An 18,722-nucleotide genomic window follows, 5' to 3' on the forward strand; every position below is an offset into this window, starting at 1 on the left:
GTGGCTGCGGGTTGAGTGCGGCTTGTCGCGCCCACGCGGCGGAGCCGCATTTCGGCACCGCCCCGCGCCCCTGGGATGCTGCACTAAAGCAGCGTTTTCAAGTGCTCCGCCAGCAAGTCCCAGCGCCACTTCTCCTCCACCCACTGGCGGCCTCGCTCCCCCATCCTGTGGCGCAGTTCGGGGTCTCCCAGGAGGGTAATGATGCGGTCGGCGGCGTCTGCAGGGTCGCCGCCCCGCACCACCCAGCCGGTCTCGCCGTCCAGTACGGCGTCGGGAGCACCGCCCGAGTCGCCGGCCACTACGGGGAGGCCGGTGGCGGAGGCTTCCAGATAGACGATGCCGAGGCCCTCCACGTCGAGGCCGCCGCGGCGGGTGCGGCAGGGCATGGCGAAGACGTCGCCGGCGCCGTAGTGGGCGGGGAGTTCCGCCCATGGGACCGGGCCGGTGAAGCGGACGGAGTCGGCGACGCCGGTGTCGTGGGCGAGTCGGCGCAGGTCGCCGTCGTAGGGGCCGCCGCCGACGATGAGCAGTACCGCGTCGGGCTCGGCGGCCAGGATCCTGGGCATGGCCTGGATCAGCGTGTCCTGGCCCTTGCGCCGGACCAGCCGGGAGACGCAGACGACGACCGGGCGGTCGGTGAGGCCGAGCCGGGCCCGCACCTCGTCGCCGCCCGAGCCCGGGTGGAAGGTCTTCTCGTCGACGCCCGGGGGCAGCTGGACCATCCGGCGGGCGGCGTCGGGCGTCAGCGCGGTCGCGATCCGCGAGCGCGTGTACTCGCCCAGGTAGGTGATCGTGTCGGTCGAGTCCCCGATCCGGCGCAGCAACTGCCGGGCGGCGGGCAGCTGGGCCCATCCTGCCTCGTGCCCGTGGGTCGTGGCCACCAGCCGGGTCGCGCCCGCCTTGCGCAGCGCCGGTGCCATCAGGCCGAGCGGCGCCGCCGCCCCGAACCAGACCGACGTGCACTCGTGCTCCCGCAGCAGGCTCACGGCGCGCCGGGTCGCGCCCGGCGTCGGCAGCAGCATCGTCGTACGGTCGCGTACGACGGTGAAGGGCTGCTCGGCGTCGAAGGCGGCCGTCGCCTCGATGCCCTCCCGGCTCCGCTTCCACGTCGACGCGTAGACGACGAGCTGCTCGGGGTCGAGGCGCAGCGCCATGTTGTGCAGGAACGCCTGGATGCCGCCGGGGCGGGGCGGGAAGTCGTTGGTCACGATCAGGGTCTTGTGCATCGCCGCAGACCTTATCGAACCCGCTCTCGTCGTTTATGGCACGCTCACAGCAGGGCAGGACATCATGTTCCCCTCAAGACATGACCGAACGGCAGGGGATCACGTGAAGACGACGGGCGCGAGGCGGTCACTGCCGTGGCTGCTGGGGACCTGGGGCGTGACCAGGCTGTTGCTGCTGCTCTTCGTCTTCAAGGTGTACCTCTTCCCCGGCCCGGACGTCACCAGCGACGTCTCGGTCATCTACCACGGCTGGTACGACGTCCTGAGCAGCGGAACGTTCCCTCAGAAGGACGTCACCTGGCAGTACCCGCCCGCCGCGGCGCTCGCGATCCTCTCCCCCGGCCTGCTGCCCTTCCTCGACTACGCGTCCGCGTTCTTCGTCCTCGCCTTCGTCGCCGACCTGGTCGCGCTGTGCCTGCTGCTGTACGCGGGCCTGCGCCCGACGAAGTCGTTGCGCGGCGCCTGGGTGTGGGTGGTGGGGGTGCCCCTGCTCGGCCCGACGGTGTACGCGCGCTACGACGTGATGGTGACCGCCGTGGCGGTGGCCGCGTTGCTCGCGGGTGCCCGGCATCCGCGGCTGATGGGGGCGCTGACGGGCTTCGGGGCCATGCTGAAGGTGTGGCCGGCGATGCTGCTGCTCGGGGCGGTGCGGCGGCGGGCGTGGGGTGCCGCGGCGGTGTCCGCCGGTGCGGTGGCGGGGCTGTTCGCCCTGGCGATGCCCGGCGCGTTCGCGTTCCTCACGTTCCAGCGCGAGCGCGGTACCGAGGTGGAGTCGCTGGGCTCGCTGGTGTTCCACATCGCTCGGCACTTCGGCTGGGAGGGCCAGGTGCTGCTGAACTACGGCTCGGTGGAGTTCCTCGGGCCGTACGTGGACTGGGTGAGCACGGGGGCGCTGTTCCTCACGGGGGCCGCGTTCGGCTGGCTGGTGCTGTGGCGGCGGCTGGCGAAACGGTTCATGACGCACACCCTGTCGGACGCGGCTTTCGTGGCGGTGCTGATGTTCACCGTGACCAGCCGGGTGATCAGTCCCCAGTACATGGTGTGGCTGGTGGGTCTCGCCGCCGTGTGCCTGTGCTTCCGGACGAGCCGGATGGGCCTGCCCGCCCTGCTGGTCCTGGCGGCCTGTTTCGTGACGGTGCTGGAGTTCCCGGTCTACTTCGCGAACGTCGTCGCCAGCGACGGCCTCGGCATCACCCTGCTGGTCGTCCGCAACGGTCTGCTGGTCGTCGCCTCGGTGATGGGTGCCGTACGGCTGTGGCGGGCGACGGTGCCGCCCATCGCGGGCCCGCCGCCCCTGCCGCCTCAGACCGCCCGCACCCAGGAGGCCCCCGTCTCCTCCTGACGCCGGGCCCGAAGAGCACTCCCGCCAGGGCGCACCGCACCGCCATCGCGAGCGCCGGCGCCAGGCACACCCCCGGCAGGCCGAGCCCGGACAGCGCGAGGGCGAGCGGGAGCTGGACGGCGGTGCCGAGCAGGGGCACCCGCAACAGCGCCGGCGCCCCGCCGCTGCCCTCGACTGCTGGAACAGCCGAGCTGAGCCTTCACGATCAGCCGGGCGGCCTGAGGTGTCAGCCGAGCTGAGCTTTCAGATACGCCCGCCACTGCGCGGTGAAGTCCGCCAAGGTCGTCCCGAGGACGTCCTTCAGCGCGCCCTCGACCGCCCCCGCCCGCTCCTTGTGCGTGCCCACCGCCTGGTAGAACTCGCGCAGGCGGACCTCGCCCCAGTGGTCGGCGATCATCCGGCAGGCCATCCAGCCGCCCTCGTACGCCTGGGCGAGCCGGGTCGCGTCGCCGCCGAAGCCGAAGTCCCGGTCGGTCGGCAGCGCCGTCGGCGGGTCCCCGTGGGCCAGGGAGCGCCCCAACTCCGGGGCGGCCTGGGCCGGGGTGCGCCCGCTGCCCAGGTAGCCGATCCAGTCGGCGTACCCCTCGGACAGCCACAGCGGGGTCGCGGCGTTGGTGTGGGCGCGCGTGGCGACATGGGTGGTCTCGTGGGTGAGCACGACCTGCTTGCCGAGCGGGCCGAGCATGCTGTACGCGTCGGGGTTGACGATGACCCGGTCCGCGGGGGCCTTCGCCGGGGCGCCGGTCTCACCGGTGGTGACCGCCGCGATGCCCCGGTAGGAGGAGGCGGGCGAGCCGAGCAGCCTCGCCATCTCGTCCAGGGAATTCGGTACGAGCACCACGACGTGCCGCGCCCAGTCCGTGCCCCACGCCTGCGACACCGCGGGCACGGCGTGGTCCGCGAGGTCGGCGAAGGAGCGAAGCCGCTCGGTGGACTGCCCGACGCCCATCACGATGCTGTGTTCGCCCCGGACGACCGCCACCGTGCCCTGGTCCCACAACTGGTCGCCGGCCTTGCGCGCGGGCCGGTCGGACGCCACCCGCCACGGCCCGTCCCCGGCACGGGTCAGGCGCAGCGCGCGGCCGACGGTGACCGGGGCCGTGTCGTAGCCCCGGACGCGGTAGCGCAGTTCGGCGTCGGCGGTCACGGTGTCGCCGTCGGCGTGCACGGCGGTGACCCGGTACGACCAGTCCGCGAAGGGCACCGCGCGCAGCCGGGCGTACTCCGTGGCGGTGCCGGTGGCGCGGAAGGCGGTCTCGTCGTGGGCGAGGACCGCGGTGGCACGCCGGTCCAGGACCCGCTGCACCCCGGCTCGCGCGCTGTCGGTGACGGGCCCGCCGCCGCATGCCACCAGGGAGACGAGCAGCAGACAGAGCACCACCACCGAGGAACCCGACGCCCGCCTTCGACCAGCCATCTTGCCGATCGTACGGGGGCGGCGGTTCCTTGGTCAGCCCCCTGCCGTCAGACCCTCGTGACCATCGCGCCCGGCATCATGCCCACCGGGTCGTAGCGCACGGGCGCGCCCGGGTAGGGGGCGTGGATGACCTGGCCGTTGCCGACGTACATGCCGACGTGACTGGCGTCGGAGCGGTAGGTGACCAGGTCGCCGGGTCGGGCCTGGGAGAGCGGGACCTGCGGGCCGGCGTATCGCTGGGCCTGCGAGGTGCGTGGCAGGGCGACGCCGGCCTGCGCGTACGACCACTGCATCAGGCCCGAACAGTCGAAGCCGGAGGGCCCGTTGGCGCCCCAGACGTACGGCTTGCCGAGCGCGGAGCGGGCGGCGGCGACCGCGGCGGCGGCGCGTCCCGAGGTCGGCACGGCGCCCCCGAGGTCGGGCATGTCGTCGCGGCCCGAACGGGAGGTCCGGTCGTAGGCCGCGCGCTCGTCGTCGGGCAGGGAGTTGAGCAGCTGCCGGGCCTTGGCGAGCTTCTTCTCGACCGTCCGCTTGTGGGAGGCGACCGCCTTGCGGCTCTTCTCCAGCTCGCCGAGCTTCCTGGCGGCCTCCGCGCGCTCCTGGGCGAGTCGGCGCATCACGTCCTGGAGGTCCTTGAGCTCACCGGCCTGGTGGCTGCTGATCCGGTCGAGGGCGGAGGCCTTGGCGAGATAGTCGTCCGGGTCGTCGGAGAACAGCAGCGCGAGCGTCGGATCGAGCCCGCCGGAGCGGTACTGCGCGCCGGCCAGCGAACCCAGCTGTTCCCGCATGGAGTTGACGCGTTCCTGCTGCCGGGCGATCCGGTCCTGGGCGTCACCGACCTGCCCCCGCAGGACGTCGGCGCGCTCGTCGGCCTTGTTGTAGGCCTCGGTGGCCTTCTCGGCCTCCTCGTAGAGGCGGTCCACCCGGGAGCGGGTGTCGTCGTGCGGTGTGGCCACCGCCGGTACGGTGCCCAGGGCCGCGGCCGCGGCGGACAACACACACAGGGCGGCGGCCCCCCGGTCGAACCCGGACGGTACAAGGCGGCGATGGGACCCCACGAAAGCCGCGCTCCTTCCACTGGCGGACATTGGCAGACCCGGCAGACACCGGCAGAAGCCGGCAGGCACCGGCGAACGCCGGCGGACCAGGAAACGCGCCAGACAGTAGCCGCGCCAGGGGGTGCCGACCAACGACCTCCGTGGGCACACAAAGTGACGCCCCGCCGCTGACGCAGGTCACCGGCGGGGCGTGGGGTCATTCGGAGTCATCGCAATTCGCCCGTTCGGGCGGTGCGCCGACTTGATCTTGGGGCGTCCCGGTTCTCGGAAGGTCTGGTTCCCGCGGCCCGGGTCAGACCCGGACGCCGAACATGAAGGGGCCGCCGATGGTGCCCATCGACTCGTAGCGCACGACCGTGCCCGTGCGCGGGGCGTGGATGATCTGGCCGTTGCCCGCGTAGAGGCCCACGTGGTGCAGGTCGTTGAAGAAGAAGACGAGGTCGCCGACCTGGAGCTGGCTCGTCGAGTAGATGCGGGTGCCGATCTGGGCCTGCGCCTCGGAGGTGCGCGGGATCTGCACGCCGGCCGCCGCGTAGGCCCGGGAGGTGAGGCCGGAGCAGTCGTAGGAGCTGAGGCCGGTGGCGCCGTAGACGTACGGCTTGCCGAGCTGGCTCTGGGCCCAGGCGTAGGCCGCGCCGGCCCGGCCGGAGGCGGCGGTGGAGGAACCGAGGACGTCACGCTCGCTGTCGCGGCTGGAACGGGCCTGCTCGGCGGCGAGCGCCGCCTTCTCCTTGGCCGTCAGGGTGTTGAGGAGCTTCTGCGCCTCGGCGAGCTTGCCCTGGACTTCCTTCTTCTTCTTGCCCAGTTCGGTGCGGGTGGAGGCGAGGTCCTTGAGCTTGGCGGAGGCCTCGGAGCGCTCCTGGGCGAGCTCGCGCTGCTTCTCCTGGATCTTCTTCAGCGCCTCGACCTGCTGGGCGCTGAGCTGGTCCATGGTGGACGCCTTGTCCAGGTAGTCGTCCGGGTTCGACGACAGGAACAGCTGGACGGAGGAGTCGATGGTGCCCGTGCGGTACTGGGCGGCGGCCGCCAGACCGATGCTGTCGCGCAGCTCGTTGAGCTCGTCCTGGCCGCGGGCGACGTTGTCCTGGATCGTGGAGATCTCCTTCTGGAGCTTCTCCTGCTTCTCCTTGGCGCCGTTGTACTTCTCGGTGGCCTGCTCGGCCTCCTCGTAGAGCTTGTCGACCTTCGCCTTGACCTCGTCCTTGCTCGGCTTCTCGCTCGGCGCGGCGTTGGCGGCCTGCGAACTCAGGGCTACGGCAGCAGCGGCGGCGGTGGTGAGCACGGTCACGCGCGCTCGGCTCGGCTGCTTGGGTCGACGGTGGGACGCCACGGAGGTGAACTCCTTCTTCTGAGTGATCACCCGCTCGGAGGTTCGATGGCTGACCCTAGTGACCTACTCGTGATCAGTTCAAATCCTGGCACCGAAAATATCACTGACGCGATGCATTCTTTGCCGGAACTCACCTGCCGTGACGCGCGGTTGACGCTACGTTGCGTGACAGTTCCGTCAATTCGGGCATTCGGCGAGGAGGTTGACCTTAGGGACAACGGCTTCAGGACAGCCGCTTCAGGAGCATCGCCGACGCCACCGGCCGCGCCCCCGCCCGAGCCACCCCGTCGGCCACCTCACGGTCGGTCGAGGCGACGATGACCGGCCGGCCCGGCGGCTCGGCGCGCACCAGCTGACGGATCAGCTCGTCCGCGGTGACCCCCGGCTTGGAGAACAGCACCCGCACGCCTCTCGGCGGCGCGAGCAGTACCGGAGCGGCCAGTTCGGCCCCGTCGAAGACACAGGTGACCTCCGCGCCGGTCTGCGCGGCGAGCTGCGAGAGCTGCCCGAGCAGCCTGAGACGCTGCTTCTCCAACGGCATCTGCGGATAGCCGGTCTTGGTCACGTTGTAGCCGTCGACGACGAGATGCGCCTGCGGCAGCGCGAGCAACTGGTCGAGGATCGCGGGATCATTTTCGGACAAAGCCCGGGCGGCAATGTCCTTCGGGGTCATTCGTCCCGGTTCGACCGCGTCCACGGTCTCCGCGGGCCGTACGGACACCGGCGGCAGGGCCAGTTCCCGCCGCAGCCCCTGGGCCGCGTCCAGCACGGTGTCGAGCAACAGCCGTACGCGCATGTCCTCGACGCTGCGCCCCTCGCGCGCCGCTTTGCGGGTGGCCTCCAGGGCGGCCTCCGCCTCCCCGAGCCGCGCCTTGAGCCGCCTGCTCTCGCTCTCCGCGGCGGACACGTGGGCCTGCCCCTCCGCGCGTACGGCCTCGAGCTCGCCGTGGGCCTTGCGCAGGGCCGCCTCGCCGCGCTTGACGTCACTGAGGGCCGCGCGCAGCTTGCGGTGAAGCGATTCCGCTTCCCTCTTCGCCGCCTCCAGCTCGGCGCGCAGCCCCTCGGTCTCCGTGCGGGTCTGCTCACGGGCGTGCGCGAGCTGCTCGCGCAGCCGCTCCAGCTCGGCCCTGTTCTCCTCGTCGGCGCGCTCGGCGTCCGCCCGCTGCGCCTCCTCACCGGCCGCGGCGACCAGCTTCACCCAGGCCGGGGGCCGCAGTACGTAGGCCGCGGCCGCCACGTCGAGCGGGTCCGCGGCCGGGGGCGGCGAGCCGGAGTCCAGGGCGCCGGCGAGCTCCGGCTGGACCTCTCTGAGCTTCTCCCCGATGCGCTGCCGGAACAGCGGGTCGGTCTCCAACGCGGCCGCCATCGCGTTGCCCGCGAACTTGGCCCGCCGGTTGGGCGCGAAGCGCGCGTACTGCCGCAGCTGCGCGGGCAGTTCGGCGACGGTCAGCCCGCCGAACCCGTCCGAGACGATCTGTACGACCCTGCGCCGCACGCCGTCGGGCAGCGGACGGTCGAGCACCTCGGCGGCGCCGTCGCCCGGCCCCCCGCCCGTGGTCTCCGCCATCCGTCACACCCCAATGCCTGTGCGGGGCCGCTCCCAGTCAGGAGCCGGCGCCCGGCCTGTCCACGAGTTCCACCTGGTCCACGGCGTTGCACCAGCGGCACCGCACCGACTCGATGGTCTCACTGACCACCTCGCGCTCCTCGATCTTCGGCTCGCCCGCGAGATCGAGGTGGACGTACTCGACGACCTTCGACGAGCGCGTCACGTCGAACCGGGTGAGGTTGCCGCAGAGGGTGCAGCGCCACCGCGTGGTGGCGGTCGGCAGGGGAACCGTCATCGTGACTTGTCCGCTTCCTTCTAGTGTCGTCGTTCTAGTGTCGTCGTTCTTCTGTCGTCGTTCTCACGGTGTCCGGTTGCGCCCAAGGCTCCCCGGTCCGTGTGGCTCGTAACCCTACGGCCTGGCGGGTACTCGCCGCTCGGGCGTCCACGGCGGCGAGGCGGTCTGTGCCTCTGCGTCCGTTACGTCATGCTCTGTGGTCATGATCAGCAACTGGAGCGTCACGCTCGGCAGCACGGCCAAGGCGATCAGGGCGGTTCGTCGGACATCCGCGCCGGTGACGTACGCGCTGATCGCCGTGTGCTGCGTGGTCTTCCTGGTCGGCCCGGCCTCGGGGCTCCGCCCGGCGTACGGCTCCGGCGAGGAGCTGCTCCTGGCGCAGCGGGCCTACTTCCGGCGCTGGGGTGTGATCCCCGCAGAACTGTTCGAGGGTTCCCCCCGAGCGGCCCTGACCCCCGCCACGGCCCTCTTCGTCCACGGCAGCTGGGCGCACCTGCTGGGCAACATGCTCTTCCTCTACGTCTTCGGCGCGATGACCGAGGAACGGATGGGCCGCGTCCACTTCACCCTGTTCTACGTCGGCTGCGGCTACCTCGCCCTGCTGGGTTACGCGGTCGCCAACGTCGGCTCCGAGCAGTCGCTGGTCGGCGCGTCCGGGGCGATCTCCGCCGTCCTCGGTGCGTTCCTGCACCTCTTTCCCCGGGCGCGGGTGACCAGTCTCCTGCCGTTCCTGTTCTTCCTGCCCCTGCGCTTCCCCGCGTGGGTCGTGCTGCCCTTCTGGGTGGCCGTCCAGTGGCTGGCGGCGGCGCGGGCCGGCCAGGGGCCGGGGGTGGCGTACCTGGCGCATCTGGTGGGCTTCGGGCTGGGCTTCCTCTACGCATGGGCCCGGTTCAACGGGACGACTAGAGTGAAGCCCGCCCCAGCTCCGGCCCCCGAGGGAGAGAACCAGCCGTGATCACCGCGATCGTCCTGATCAAGACCAGCGTGGACCGGATTCCCGAGATCGCGGAGTCGATCGCCGCGCTGGAGTCTGTCAGCGAGGTCTTCTCCGTCACCGGAACGTATGACCTGATCGCCATGGTGCGGGTGCGGGCGCACGAGGATCTGGCGGACGTCATTCCCGGGCGGATCAGCAAGATCCCCGGGGTGGAGGCGACGGACACGCACGTGGCGTTTCGGACGTACTCGCAGCATGATCTTGAGGCTGCGTTTGCTATCGGGCTGGACTCGTGAGGCTGTTCGCTCGCCTGATCAAGTAGGGGGCGCGGGTCGTGCGCGAGTGCGGGCCGTCGATGGCTTGTCGCGCAGTTCCCCGCGCCCCTTTGGGCGCTGATCACACCGCCGGAACGCAGCGGCCGTCTTCCGTCCTGTACGTCCACTGCGCGCCGTTGCTCACCAGTTCCCGTACCGCGCTCACGAAACGGTCGACGTGCTCGTCGGGTGTTCCCGCGCCGAAGCTGACGCGGATGGCGTTCAGGGACTTCTCGCCCGGTGCCGCCTCGGGGGCACCGCACTCACCCTGCGTCTGGGGGTCGCTGCCCAGCAGGGTGCGGACGAGGGGGTGGGCGCAGAAGAGGCCGTCGCGGACGCCGATGCCGTACTCGGCGGAGAGGGCGGCGGCGAAGTGGGAGCTGTTCCAGCCGTCGACGACGAAGGAGATCACGCCGACGCGGGGGGCGTCGTCGCCGAAGAGGGAGAGAATCCGGACCTCGGGGACTTCGGCGAGGCCCTCGCGGACCTTGGTGATCAGGTGCTGCTCGCGGGCCACCAGGGTGTCGAAGCCGGCCGCGGTGAGCGCCTTGCAGGCGGAGGCGATGGAGTAGGCGCCGATGACGTTGGGCGATCCCGCCTCGTGCCGCGCGGCGCTGTCGTGCCACTCCACGTCCACTCCCCCGTCCTCGCGCCGGGTCACCTTGCGGCTGGCGCCGCCGCCCGCGAGGTACGGGGCGGCCTCGCGCAGCCAGTCGGCGCGGCCGGCGAGGACGCCGGAGCCGAACGGGGCGTACAGCTTGTGGCCGGAGAAGGCGACCCAGTCGACGTCGAGGTCCTGCAGTGACACCGGGTGGTGGGGGGCCAGCTGGGCGGCGTCCAGGACGATGCGGGCGCCGTGCGCGTGGGCGGCGGCGGCCAGCTCCTGTACGGGCCACAGCTCGCCGGTGACGTTGGAGGCGCCGGTGACGCAGACCAGGGCCGGGCCGTGGCCCCCTTCACTGGACACGGTGCGGTCGGCGAGGGCGCGCTCCAGGGTCGCCACCGCCTGCTGAGGGGTGCGCGGGGCGTCGAGGTAGGTGACCCGGGCGTGCTGCCAGGGCAGCAGGGAGGCGTGGTGCTCGGTCTCGAAGACGAAGACCTGGCAGTCGGCGGGCAGGGCCTGGGCCAGCAGGTTGAGGGAGTCCGTCGTCGAGCGGGTGAAGATCAGCTGGTCGTCCGCGCGGCAGTCCAGGAACTCCGCGACCGTCCTGCGGGCGTTCTCGAAGAGGTCCGTCGAGAGCTGGGAGAGGTAGCCGGCGCCCCGGTGGACGCTGCCGTAGTACGGGGCGTAGGCCGCCACATCGTCCCAGACCCGCTGGAGGGCGGGGGCACTGGCCGCGTAGTCGAGCGCGGCGTAGGTGACTTCGCCGCCCGTGACGAGCGGGACGATGACATCCTGGCCCAGAACGGGCAGCGGGGCACAAACCGATGTGGCGGCGGCAGCGGTGGCGACAGACATGGCGAACTCCTGTGAGGGATAAGCGGAATCGCCGTGCGAGCGGGTACGGCTCCAGCACGGAGAAAGGTGAAAGGGGTATGCGGAGGCGGGGCTCTACGCCCTATCGCATTCGCTTGCTCACAGAAGGCTCCCTCGATGACCAGGACCCCTGGCCCCACACCTTCGAAAGTGTGCGAGGGGTCCGCGCTTGCCGTAGACCTCGCTGCCTACGGCCTGGTCTTCACCCGGGGCACCCCGCCACGGACGGAGGGTTGCCGGACAGTCGGCCGGGGCCTCATGACTGTCACTCATGACCTGAAAAGGAACCTACGTGAAGTGATCGCGGTCCCGCAACTCGTGTCCGGATCGCGGGACCGCGCCTCGGAATTCCTACGCGTTGCTCGCAGCCACCCAGCGCTCCAGCGACCGCTTCGCCGCTCCCGAATCGATCGACTCGGCGGCCTTGGCCATGCCGGCGCCGATCTGCTCGGCCAGCGTTCCGGGGCCCGGGTCGAGGGCCACGAGGGCCGCCGCCGAGTTCAGCAGGACGGCGTCACGGACCGGGCCCGTCTCGCCCTCCAGCAGCCGTCTGGCGACCTCCGCGTTGTACGACGGGTCGGCGCCGCGCAGCGCCTCCACCGGGACGAGCTCGATGCCGACGTCCCGCGGGTCGAAGGTCTCCTCGGTCACCTTGCCGTCGCGGACGACCCACACCCGGGAGGTGGCGGTCGTGGTCAGCTCGTCGAAACCGTCGTCGCCGCGGAAGACGAGGGAGGAGTTGCCGCGCTCGGCGAGGACGCCGGCGATGAGCGGGGCCAGACGCGGGTCGGCGACGCCCACCGCCTGGGCCTTCACCTTCGCGGGGTTGGTGAGCGGACCGAGGGCGTTGAAGGTCGTCCGGATGCCCAACTGTCCGCGGGCGGCGGCCACATGACGCAGGGCCGGGTGGAACTTGATCGCGAAGCAGAAGGTGATCCCGGCCTCCTCGGCGACCTCGGCCACCCGACGCGGGGTCAGTTCGAGGTTGACGCCGAGCTTCTCCAGGACGTCCGAGGCGCCGGACGCGGAGGACGCGGCCCGGTTGCCGTGCTTGACGACCTTGGCGCCCGTGCCGGCGATGACGATCGACGACATCGTGGAGATGTTCACCGTCTTCGCGCCGTCGCCGCCCGTGCCGACGATGTCGACGGTCCGCCCCGGCACCTCGATGACGTTGGCATGCTCGTACATCGTCCGGACGAGCCCGTTGATCTCCTCGACCGTCTCGCCCTTGGCGCGCAGTGCCACCGCGAATCCGGCGATCTGCGCGTCGGTCGCCTCGCCACGCATGATCAGGTCCATCGCCCAGGCGGTGTCGTCCGCGGTGAGGTCGTGGCCGTCCAGCAGGCCGTTCAGCAGCTTGGGCCAGGAACGGCCCGCCGCGGTGTCGCCTCCAGCGGGGGTCACAGCGCTCATGGGGCCGCTCCGGGGTGTCGTAGAAGAGTGTGATCCCACCCTATCCAGCCGGAAGGCACGGCGAAGGGCCCCGTCCGAAGACCGGACGGGGCCCTTTGCGGGTGGCGTGGCGACGCCGCAGCGATCAGTGGTGGCCGTGGCCGCTCGTGATCTCCCTGTACTCCTCGGCGGTCGGCTTGGGGATCTGGGACTCCTCGCCGTAGTACGCCTCGCTGAGCTTGGCGCGCAGCTTCTCGGAGCCCTTCACCTTGCGCTCGACGCCGTTCTCGTCGACCGTCGGGCCGATCTCGACCGGGTTGTACTGCTCGTGCGCCGTGAGGGTGTGCAGCGCCTCCTGGCTGAGCGGCTCGTGCACCTCGATGTACTCACCGTGCGGCAGGCGCTTGATCGTGCCGGTCTCGCGACCGTGCAGGATCTTGTCCTTGTCGCGGCGCTGGAGACCCATGCAGATCCGCTTGGTCACGACGAAGGCCAGGACCGGTCCGGCGAAGAAGCCGATCCGGACGAACCAGGTGACCGCGTTGATCGACAGATGGAAGTGGGTGGCGAAGATGTCGTTGCCACCACCGATCAGCATGATCATGTAGCCGGTGACCCAGGCGACACCGAAGGCCGTACGGGTCGGGGCGTTGCGCGGCCGGTCCAGGATGTGGTGCTCGCGCTTGTCCCCGGTGATCCAGGACTCGATGAACGGGTAGAGCGCGATCACACCGAGGAACAGACCGAAGAGCACCAGCGGGATGAACACACCCAGGACGAGCGTGTGACCCCAGAGGTTGATCTCCCAGCCCGGCATGGCACGGATCAGGCCCTCGGCGAAGCCCATGTACCAGTCGGGCTGGGCGCCCGTGGACACCTGGTCCGGCCGGTAGGGACCCATCGCCCAGATCGGGTTGATGGACGCGATGCCGGCGAGGGCCGCGATGGCGCCGAAGACCAGGAAGAAGAATCCTCCGGCCTTGGCCATGTAGACCGGCAGCAGCGGCATGCCGACGACGTTCTTGTTGGTGCGTCCGGGACCCGCGAACTGCGTGTGCTTGTGGTAGAAGACCAGGATCAGGTGGCCGACCACGAGACCGAGCATGATGCCCGGCAGCAGCAGGATGTGGATCGAGTAGAACCGGGCCACGAAGTCGTGGCCGGGGAACTCCCCGCCGAACAGGAACATCGAGATGTACGTGCCGACGATCGGCGTGGACAGGATCGCGCCCTGGGTGAAGCGGACACCGGTGCCGGAGAGCAGGTCGTCCGGGAGCGAGTAGCCGGTGAAACCGGTGAACATGCCCAGGACGAACAGCAGGAAGCCGAACAGCCAGTTGATCTCACGCGGCTTGCGGAAGGCGCCCGTGAAGAAGACGCGCATCATGTGCACGAACATGCCGGCGAGGAAGATGACCGCCGCCCAGTGGTGGATCTGCCGGATGAGCAGACCACCGCGGACGTCGAAGGAGATGTGCAGCGTGGAGCTGAACGCCTCCGACATCAGCTGGCCCTGCAGCGGGACGTAGCTGCCGTGGTACTCCACCTCGTTCATCGACGGGTGGAAGAACAGCGTCAGGTACACACCCGTGAGGATGATGATGATGAAGCTGTAGAGGCAGATCTCACCCAGCATGAAGGACCAGTGGTCCGGGAAGATCTTGCGCATGTTGGTCTTGGCCAGGGAGTAGATCCCGAGCCGGCCGTCGGCCCAGTCGGCGACGCGCTCGCCGGCCGGCGCCTTCCCGCGCGAGCGGCCCGCCGCAGCGGCTGATGCCGACGTGGTGTTCTCGTTCGTGCTCATCCGCGCTCCCAGAAAGCAGGACCGACGGGCTCTTCGAAGTCGCCGAGCGCCTCGAGGTAGCCCTCGTCGTTCACGCCGATGCGCAGCTGCGGCAGGGCGTGCCCGGCGGGGCCGAAGATCACTCGGGCACCGTCGGAGAGGTCGAAGGTGGACTGGTGGCAGGGGCACAGCACGTGGTGCGTCTGCTGCTCGTACAGGGAGATCGGGCAACCGACGTGGGTGCAGATCTTCGAGTACGCGACGATGCCCTCGTGCGACCACTCGAGCTCGCGCTTGTCCTTGATGTTGTCCGGCTGGAGCCGGACGATCATCAGGGCCGACTTGGCGATCTCGTTCTGGAAGTCCTCGTCGTGCTCCTTCAGGCCCTCGGGCTTGGCGAAGGTGAGAGAGCCGACGGCGACGTCCGAGGGACGCAGCGGCTCGTCCGTGTTCATGTTGACGAGCAGCTTGCCCTTGGCCCACAGCGTGTGGCGCAGCTTGTCCTCGGGCAGCGGGCCCAGGTCGCGCAGCAGGACGACACCGGAGAGCGGCACCAGCGTGAGCGCGCCGAACAGGGTGGTGCGGATCAGCTTGCGACGGCCGATCGCCGACTCCTTGGCGCCTTCCCGGAAGTCCGCGAAGACCTTCTCGCGGACCTCGGGGGACGCCTCGATCGCGTGCCGGTCGTCGGCGATCTCCACGTCGGACATCAGGGTGCGGGCCCAGTGGACCGCGCCCGCGCCGATGCAGAACAGCGCCCCGCCCAGCGTCAGGCCCAGCGCGAAGTTCAGCGCGCTGATGTGCCCGAGCGGGAAGACGAAGATCGACTTGTCGGCCGGGATCGCGACGTACGAGGCGATGAAGCCGATGGTGGCCAGCATCGACACCGTGAACAGGAAGGCGACGGCACGCTCGGACCGCTTCGCGGCCCGCTCGTCGATGTCCTGGACGCGGTGCTCGTGGGGCGGCAGGCCCGGGTCGGCGAACGGGTTCTTCTCGTCCACGACCCCTACGCCGCCATGGGCGTTGTCCTGCTCAGCGGGCAGGTTCTCTTCTGGAATGTCTTGGCTACTCATGACTTCTTGGCCTTTGCGGTCCGGGCGGCGACCCACACGGCGACGGCGATCAGGCCGCCGAGACCGAAGATCCAGCCGAACAGACCCTCGCTGACCGGCCCGAGGCCGCCGAGCTCGAGACCGCCGGGGCTCTCCGTCTCATCACCGTTGACCGCGTTCAGGTAGGCGATGATGTCCTTCTTGTTCTGCTCCGACAGCGTGGTGTCGGGGAAGGAGGGCATGTTCTGCGGGCCGGTCTGCATGGCCTCGTAGATGTGCTTCGGGTCCACGCCCTCGAGCGTCGGCGCGAACTTGCCCTTGGTCAGGGCACCGCCCTTGCCGGTGAAATTGTGGCACTGCGCGCAGTTGGTGCGGAAGAGCTCGCCGCCCTTGGCGATGTCCGCGCCCTCCGGGCCGTACTCGGCCTTGGTGGGGACGGCCGGACCGGCGCCCAGCGACGAGATGTACGCGGCCAGCTGGTCGATCTGCGCCTGCGTGTAGACGACCTTCTTCTTCGGCACCTGGGCGCCCTGGGAGGTCGCCGCCGGCATACGGCCGGTGCCGACCTGGAAGTCGACCGCCGCGGCGCCCACGCCGACCAGGCTCGGACCGTCGGACGAACCCTGACCGCCGGTGCCGTGGCAACTGGCGCAGCCGACGGCATAGAGCTTCTTGCCCTCGTCGATGGCTAGGGACTGGGCAGTGTCATCGGCCTTCGCCTTGCTCGCGGGCGCGAACGCGGCGTACAGCCCCCCAGTGCATGCCAGCGCCAGGAGTAGGACGACGAGCGCCGCCAGCGGATGGCGTCGTCGTGCGGAGAGCTTTTTCACGGATTACCCCGGTGTCAGGATCTTCTGCGTCGATGCTTCGGGAAGGTGCGCGTGACCGCGCTTGGGAACGGGCCCTGCTACTTGATCATGTAGATCGTGGCGAAGAGGCCGATCCAGACGACATCGACGAAGTGCCAGTAGTAGGACACGACGATCGCAGCGGTCGCCTGCTCGTGGGTGAACCTCTTGGCCGCGTACGTACGCCCGAGGACCAGCAGGAAGGCGATGAGACCGCCCGTCACGTGCAGGCCGTGGAAGCCGGTGGTCAGATAGAAGACCGAGCCGTACGGATCGGAGGAGAGCGAGAGCCCGTCCTTCTTCACCAGCTCGGTGTACTCGTAGATCTGACCGCCGATGAAGATCGCGCCCATGATGAAGGTGACGATGAACCAGCCCCGGAGCTTCTTCACGTCACCGCGCTCGGCGGCGAAGACGCCGAGCTGGCAGGTGAGGGAGGAGAGCACCAGGATCGTGGTGTTGGTCGCCGAGAACGGGAAGTTCAGGGCGTGCGCCATTTCCTTCCAGTGATCGGGTCCCGTCACCGATCGCAGGGTGAAGTACATCGCGAAGAGGGCCGCGAAGAACATCAGCTCGGAACTCAACCAGATGATGGTTCCGACGCTGGTGAGGTTCGGCCGGTTGACCGACGGGTGCGCGTGCCCGGTTTCTGTCGTCGTTGCTGTCGCCACGACCGACATTATGTCGGTCGCTTATCCAGCCCTCACCCCGGGGGGTGCCGTTGGGGGTGTCCGTACCGTGTGTAGTGCCCGTATGGCCCATCGAAGTGCCGTTCCGGCAGGTGTTGACGCGGTGTCCAAGGGGGTAGCATCCGCCGCATCGGTCCTGTCCGTACGACGCTGACGTCTCGGAGGAACAATGCAGCCGACCGCCACGGTGCTGGTCTACAGCGACAACTCCAACACCCGCGAACAGGTGAGGCTGGCGACGGGCCGCAGGCCTGCTCCGGACGTGCCCGTGGTGGAGTTCCTGGAGTGCGCCACGCCCGCCGCCGTGATCCGGGAGCTGGACAGGGGCGGGATCGACGTCTGTGTCCTGGACGGCGAGGCCGTGCCCATGGGGGGCATGGGCGTGTGCCGGCAGATCAAGGACGAGGTCTTCAACTGCCCTCCGGTGCTGCTGCTGATCGCCCGCCCGCAGGACGCGTGGCTGGCCACCTGGAGCCGTGCGGACGCCGCGGTGACGCTTCCGGTGGACCCGGTGGAGTTCGCGGCCGCCCTGGCCAACCTGATGCGCCGGAAGAAGCTCGCGAGCGCCTGAGGCGGGCTGCGGGCTCTGCGGCGGCCCCTCCGGGGCTGCGCCGCCTCTGCCGTTCTCTCTCGGGCGCTCAGACGCTCTGGGGCCGCAGCCGGGCCTGGTCAGCCGGGCTGGGCGCGTTCGGCGTGCCGGCCACCAGGGCGCTGCCGGTGCGCCAGCTCTCCCAGGCCAGGTTCCAGTCGCCGAAGCCGTTGCCGAACGGCTCCATCGTGTGGCCCGCGCTGTTGACCACCTGGACGATGTCGCCCTCGCGGATGTTCTCGAAGAACCACTGGGCGTTCTCGGTGCTCATGCCGGTGCAGCCGTGGCTGACGTTCGCTGAGCCCTGGGAGCCCACGGACCAGGGGGCGGCGTGGACGTACTCGCCGCTCCAGGTGACCCGGGTGGCGAAGTAGACGGGCAGGTCGTACGAGTCGGACGATCCCTCGGCGATGCCCACGGTGCTGCTGCGCATGCGTACGAAGCGTTCCTTGCCGAGGACGACCTTGACGCCGTTGCGGGTGTCGAAGCCGGGCTTGCCGGTGGTGACCGGGATCTGCTTGATCTCCGCGTCGTTCTTGTAGACCGTCATGGAGTGCGCCGCGGCGTCGGTGACGGCGATGACCCGGTCGCCGGTGGTGATCTTCAGGGACTTGGCCTTGCCGCCCCACAGCCGGTCGCCGACCTTGATGCCCTCCAGGTTGCTGCGCACCTGGATCGTGGCGTTGGTGGGCCAGTACTCCTTGGGGCGGTAGTGGAGCTTCTTGTCGTCCACCCAGTGCCAGGCGCCCTGTGCCGCGGGCTTCGAGGTGACCTTCAGGGCGCGTTCGACGACGGCGCGCTGGGCGGCGTCCTTGACGGGCTTGTTCAGCTCGGCCGTGATGGGCTGCCCGACGCCGTACGTGCCGGACTTGGGGCCGAAGGTGACGTCCAGGGTCTTCCTGGTGGTGGGCTTGCCGGTGTGGAAGGTCAGGACGCGGCGGCCGGGGGCGCCGTCCTCGTCCTCCGTGCTCACGCGCACCGTGTAGTGGGCGTTGGCGGCGAGGGGTTCGGTGCTGTGCCAACGGGCGCCGTCGGCGGAGAGTTCTCCCGCCACGTAGCGACCCGTGGCGTCTATGGCCGTGACGTCCGTGATGCGCCCGTCGGAGTCCTCGGAGGTGACCTCCAGGGGTTTGTCCGGGTCGGCCTTCTTGCCTTCCCCTGAGGGGGCGTTGAAGGCGATCTGGTCCGACGCGTCGTACGGCGCGGCCGACAGCGGGTTGCCGTCGCTGCTGCATCCAGGGACCGCGGTGGTGAGGGCGACCACCAGCAGGGTGCAGCCGGCGGCGGTGCGGGTGCGAGGTGTGTGGCTCATGGTTCGACGCTAGGAACGTTCGTCAAGAGCGGCGCGCCGGGTAACCCGTACGAGGGATCGTTCTTGCGGCAAACGCGGGAGCCCGGACACTCCTCACGGAGTGTCC

The 18,722-nt window shown here is 70.1% G+C and carries 17 protein-coding genes and 1 riboswitch; of the genes, 4 read left to right on the forward strand and 13 right to left on the reverse strand.

All coding sequences use genetic code 11. The annotated features are described in order from the left end of the window. Nucleotides 1-83: 83 nt before the first annotated feature. Nucleotides 84-1,226 carry a glycosyltransferase family 4 protein gene (locus tag AC067M_RS01345; protein WP_478694894.1) on the reverse strand — a complete coding sequence of 381 codons (1,143 nt, stop codon included), beginning with the start codon at nt 1,224-1,226 and terminating at the stop codon, nt 84-86. A 103-nt stretch (nt 1,227-1,329) separates the two neighbouring features. Between AC067M_RS01345 and AC067M_RS01350 the strand changes: the two genes are divergently transcribed. Next, entirely contained in the window at nt 1,330-2,568 is a 1,239-nt protein-coding gene (locus AC067M_RS01350) for a glycosyltransferase 87 family protein (RefSeq protein WP_478694895.1), read from the forward strand. Between the two features lie 226 nt (nt 2,569-2,794). Here the strand turns inward: AC067M_RS01350 and AC067M_RS01355 are convergent, their stop codons facing one another. The 5 genes from AC067M_RS01355 to AC067M_RS01375 form a co-directional block, all read right to left on the reverse strand. Then, complete coding sequence (locus tag AC067M_RS01355; RefSeq protein ID WP_478694896.1) at nt 2,795-3,985, reverse strand: hypothetical protein; 1,191 nt, start codon at nt 3,983-3,985, stop codon at nt 2,795-2,797. Between the two features lie 47 nt (nt 3,986-4,032). After that, nucleotides 4,033-5,043, reverse strand: a complete 1,011-nt coding sequence (locus tag AC067M_RS01360; RefSeq protein ID WP_478694897.1) for a C40 family peptidase — start codon at nt 5,041-5,043, stop codon at nt 4,033-4,035. Between the two features lie 292 nt (nt 5,044-5,335). Continuing rightward, the gene (locus tag AC067M_RS01365; protein WP_478695340.1) at nt 5,336-6,373 is read right to left on the reverse strand and encodes a C40 family peptidase; all 1,038 of its coding nucleotides are present in this window, start codon (nt 6,371-6,373) and stop codon (nt 5,336-5,338) included. A gap of 223 nt (nt 6,374-6,596) precedes the next feature. Next, on the reverse strand, nt 6,597-7,940 hold the full coding sequence (locus tag AC067M_RS01370) for an NYN domain-containing protein (protein WP_478694898.1): 1,344 nt from the start codon (nt 7,938-7,940) through the stop codon (nt 6,597-6,599). 37 nt (nt 7,941-7,977) lie between these two features. After that, entirely contained in the window at nt 7,978-8,217 is a 240-nt protein-coding gene (locus AC067M_RS01375; RefSeq protein WP_478694899.1) for a hypothetical protein, read from the reverse strand. A 202-nt stretch (nt 8,218-8,419) separates the two neighbouring features. Between AC067M_RS01375 and AC067M_RS01380 the strand changes: the two genes are divergently transcribed. Then, nucleotides 8,420-9,172, forward strand: a complete 753-nt coding sequence (locus AC067M_RS01380) for a rhomboid family intramembrane serine protease (protein WP_478694900.1) — start codon at nt 8,420-8,422, stop codon at nt 9,170-9,172. Beyond that, nucleotides 9,169-9,450: an Lrp/AsnC family transcriptional regulator gene (locus AC067M_RS01385; RefSeq protein ID WP_037668979.1), complete on the forward strand. Its 282-nt coding sequence runs from the start codon at nt 9,169-9,171 to the stop codon at nt 9,448-9,450. The genes AC067M_RS01380 and AC067M_RS01385 overlap by 4 nt, the downstream gene beginning before the upstream one ends. 100 nt (nt 9,451-9,550) lie before the next feature. Here AC067M_RS01385 and AC067M_RS01390 read toward each other — a convergent pair whose 3' ends face one another. From AC067M_RS01390 to ctaE, 6 genes are all read right to left on the reverse strand, one after another. After that, entirely contained in the window at nt 9,551-10,927 is a 1,377-nt protein-coding gene (locus tag AC067M_RS01390) for an aminotransferase class V-fold PLP-dependent enzyme (protein WP_478694901.1), read from the reverse strand. 178 nt (nt 10,928-11,105) lie between these two features. Beyond that, a riboswitch (SAM riboswitch) is annotated at nt 11,106-11,222 on the reverse strand. 74 nt (nt 11,223-11,296) lie between these two features. Continuing rightward, on the reverse strand, nt 11,297-12,361 hold the full coding sequence (trpD, locus tag AC067M_RS01395) for an anthranilate phosphoribosyltransferase (protein WP_478694902.1): 1,065 nt from the start codon (nt 12,359-12,361) through the stop codon (nt 11,297-11,299). Nucleotides 12,362-12,485: 124 nt separating this feature from the next. Further along, nucleotides 12,486-14,144 (reverse strand): cytochrome bc1 complex cytochrome b subunit, encoded by a 1,659-nt coding sequence (gene qcrB / locus AC067M_RS01400; RefSeq protein ID WP_478694903.1) that lies wholly within the window; start codon nt 14,142-14,144, stop codon nt 12,486-12,488. Beyond that, entirely contained in the window at nt 14,141-15,199 is a 1,059-nt protein-coding gene (gene qcrA / locus AC067M_RS01405) for a cytochrome bc1 complex Rieske iron-sulfur subunit (protein ID WP_478694904.1), read from the reverse strand. Before qcrA ends, qcrB begins: the two co-directional genes overlap by 4 nt. Further along, nucleotides 15,196-16,008, reverse strand: a complete 813-nt coding sequence (gene qcrC / locus AC067M_RS01410) for a cytochrome bc1 complex diheme cytochrome c subunit (protein ID WP_478694905.1) — start codon at nt 16,006-16,008, stop codon at nt 15,196-15,198. The genes qcrA and qcrC overlap by 4 nt, the downstream gene beginning before the upstream one ends. A 77-nt stretch (nt 16,009-16,085) precedes the next feature. Next, a complete protein-coding gene (gene ctaE / locus AC067M_RS01415) occupies nt 16,086-16,706 on the reverse strand; it encodes an aa3-type cytochrome oxidase subunit III (RefSeq protein WP_478694906.1) in 621 nt (206 codons plus the stop codon). A 178-nt stretch (nt 16,707-16,884) separates the two neighbouring features. Between ctaE and AC067M_RS01420 the strand changes: the two genes are divergently transcribed. Continuing rightward, nucleotides 16,885-17,286, forward strand: a complete 402-nt coding sequence (locus AC067M_RS01420; protein ID WP_478694907.1) for a response regulator — start codon at nt 16,885-16,887, stop codon at nt 17,284-17,286. Nucleotides 17,287-17,353: 67 nt separating this feature from the next. Here AC067M_RS01420 and AC067M_RS01425 read toward each other — a convergent pair whose 3' ends face one another. Then, the gene (locus AC067M_RS01425) at nt 17,354-18,616 is read right to left on the reverse strand and encodes a L,D-transpeptidase (RefSeq protein WP_478694908.1); all 1,263 of its coding nucleotides are present in this window, start codon (nt 18,614-18,616) and stop codon (nt 17,354-17,356) included. Nucleotides 18,617-18,722 lie beyond the last annotated feature (106 nt).

The organism is Streptomyces sp. NPDC043427 (assembly GCF_056436655.1).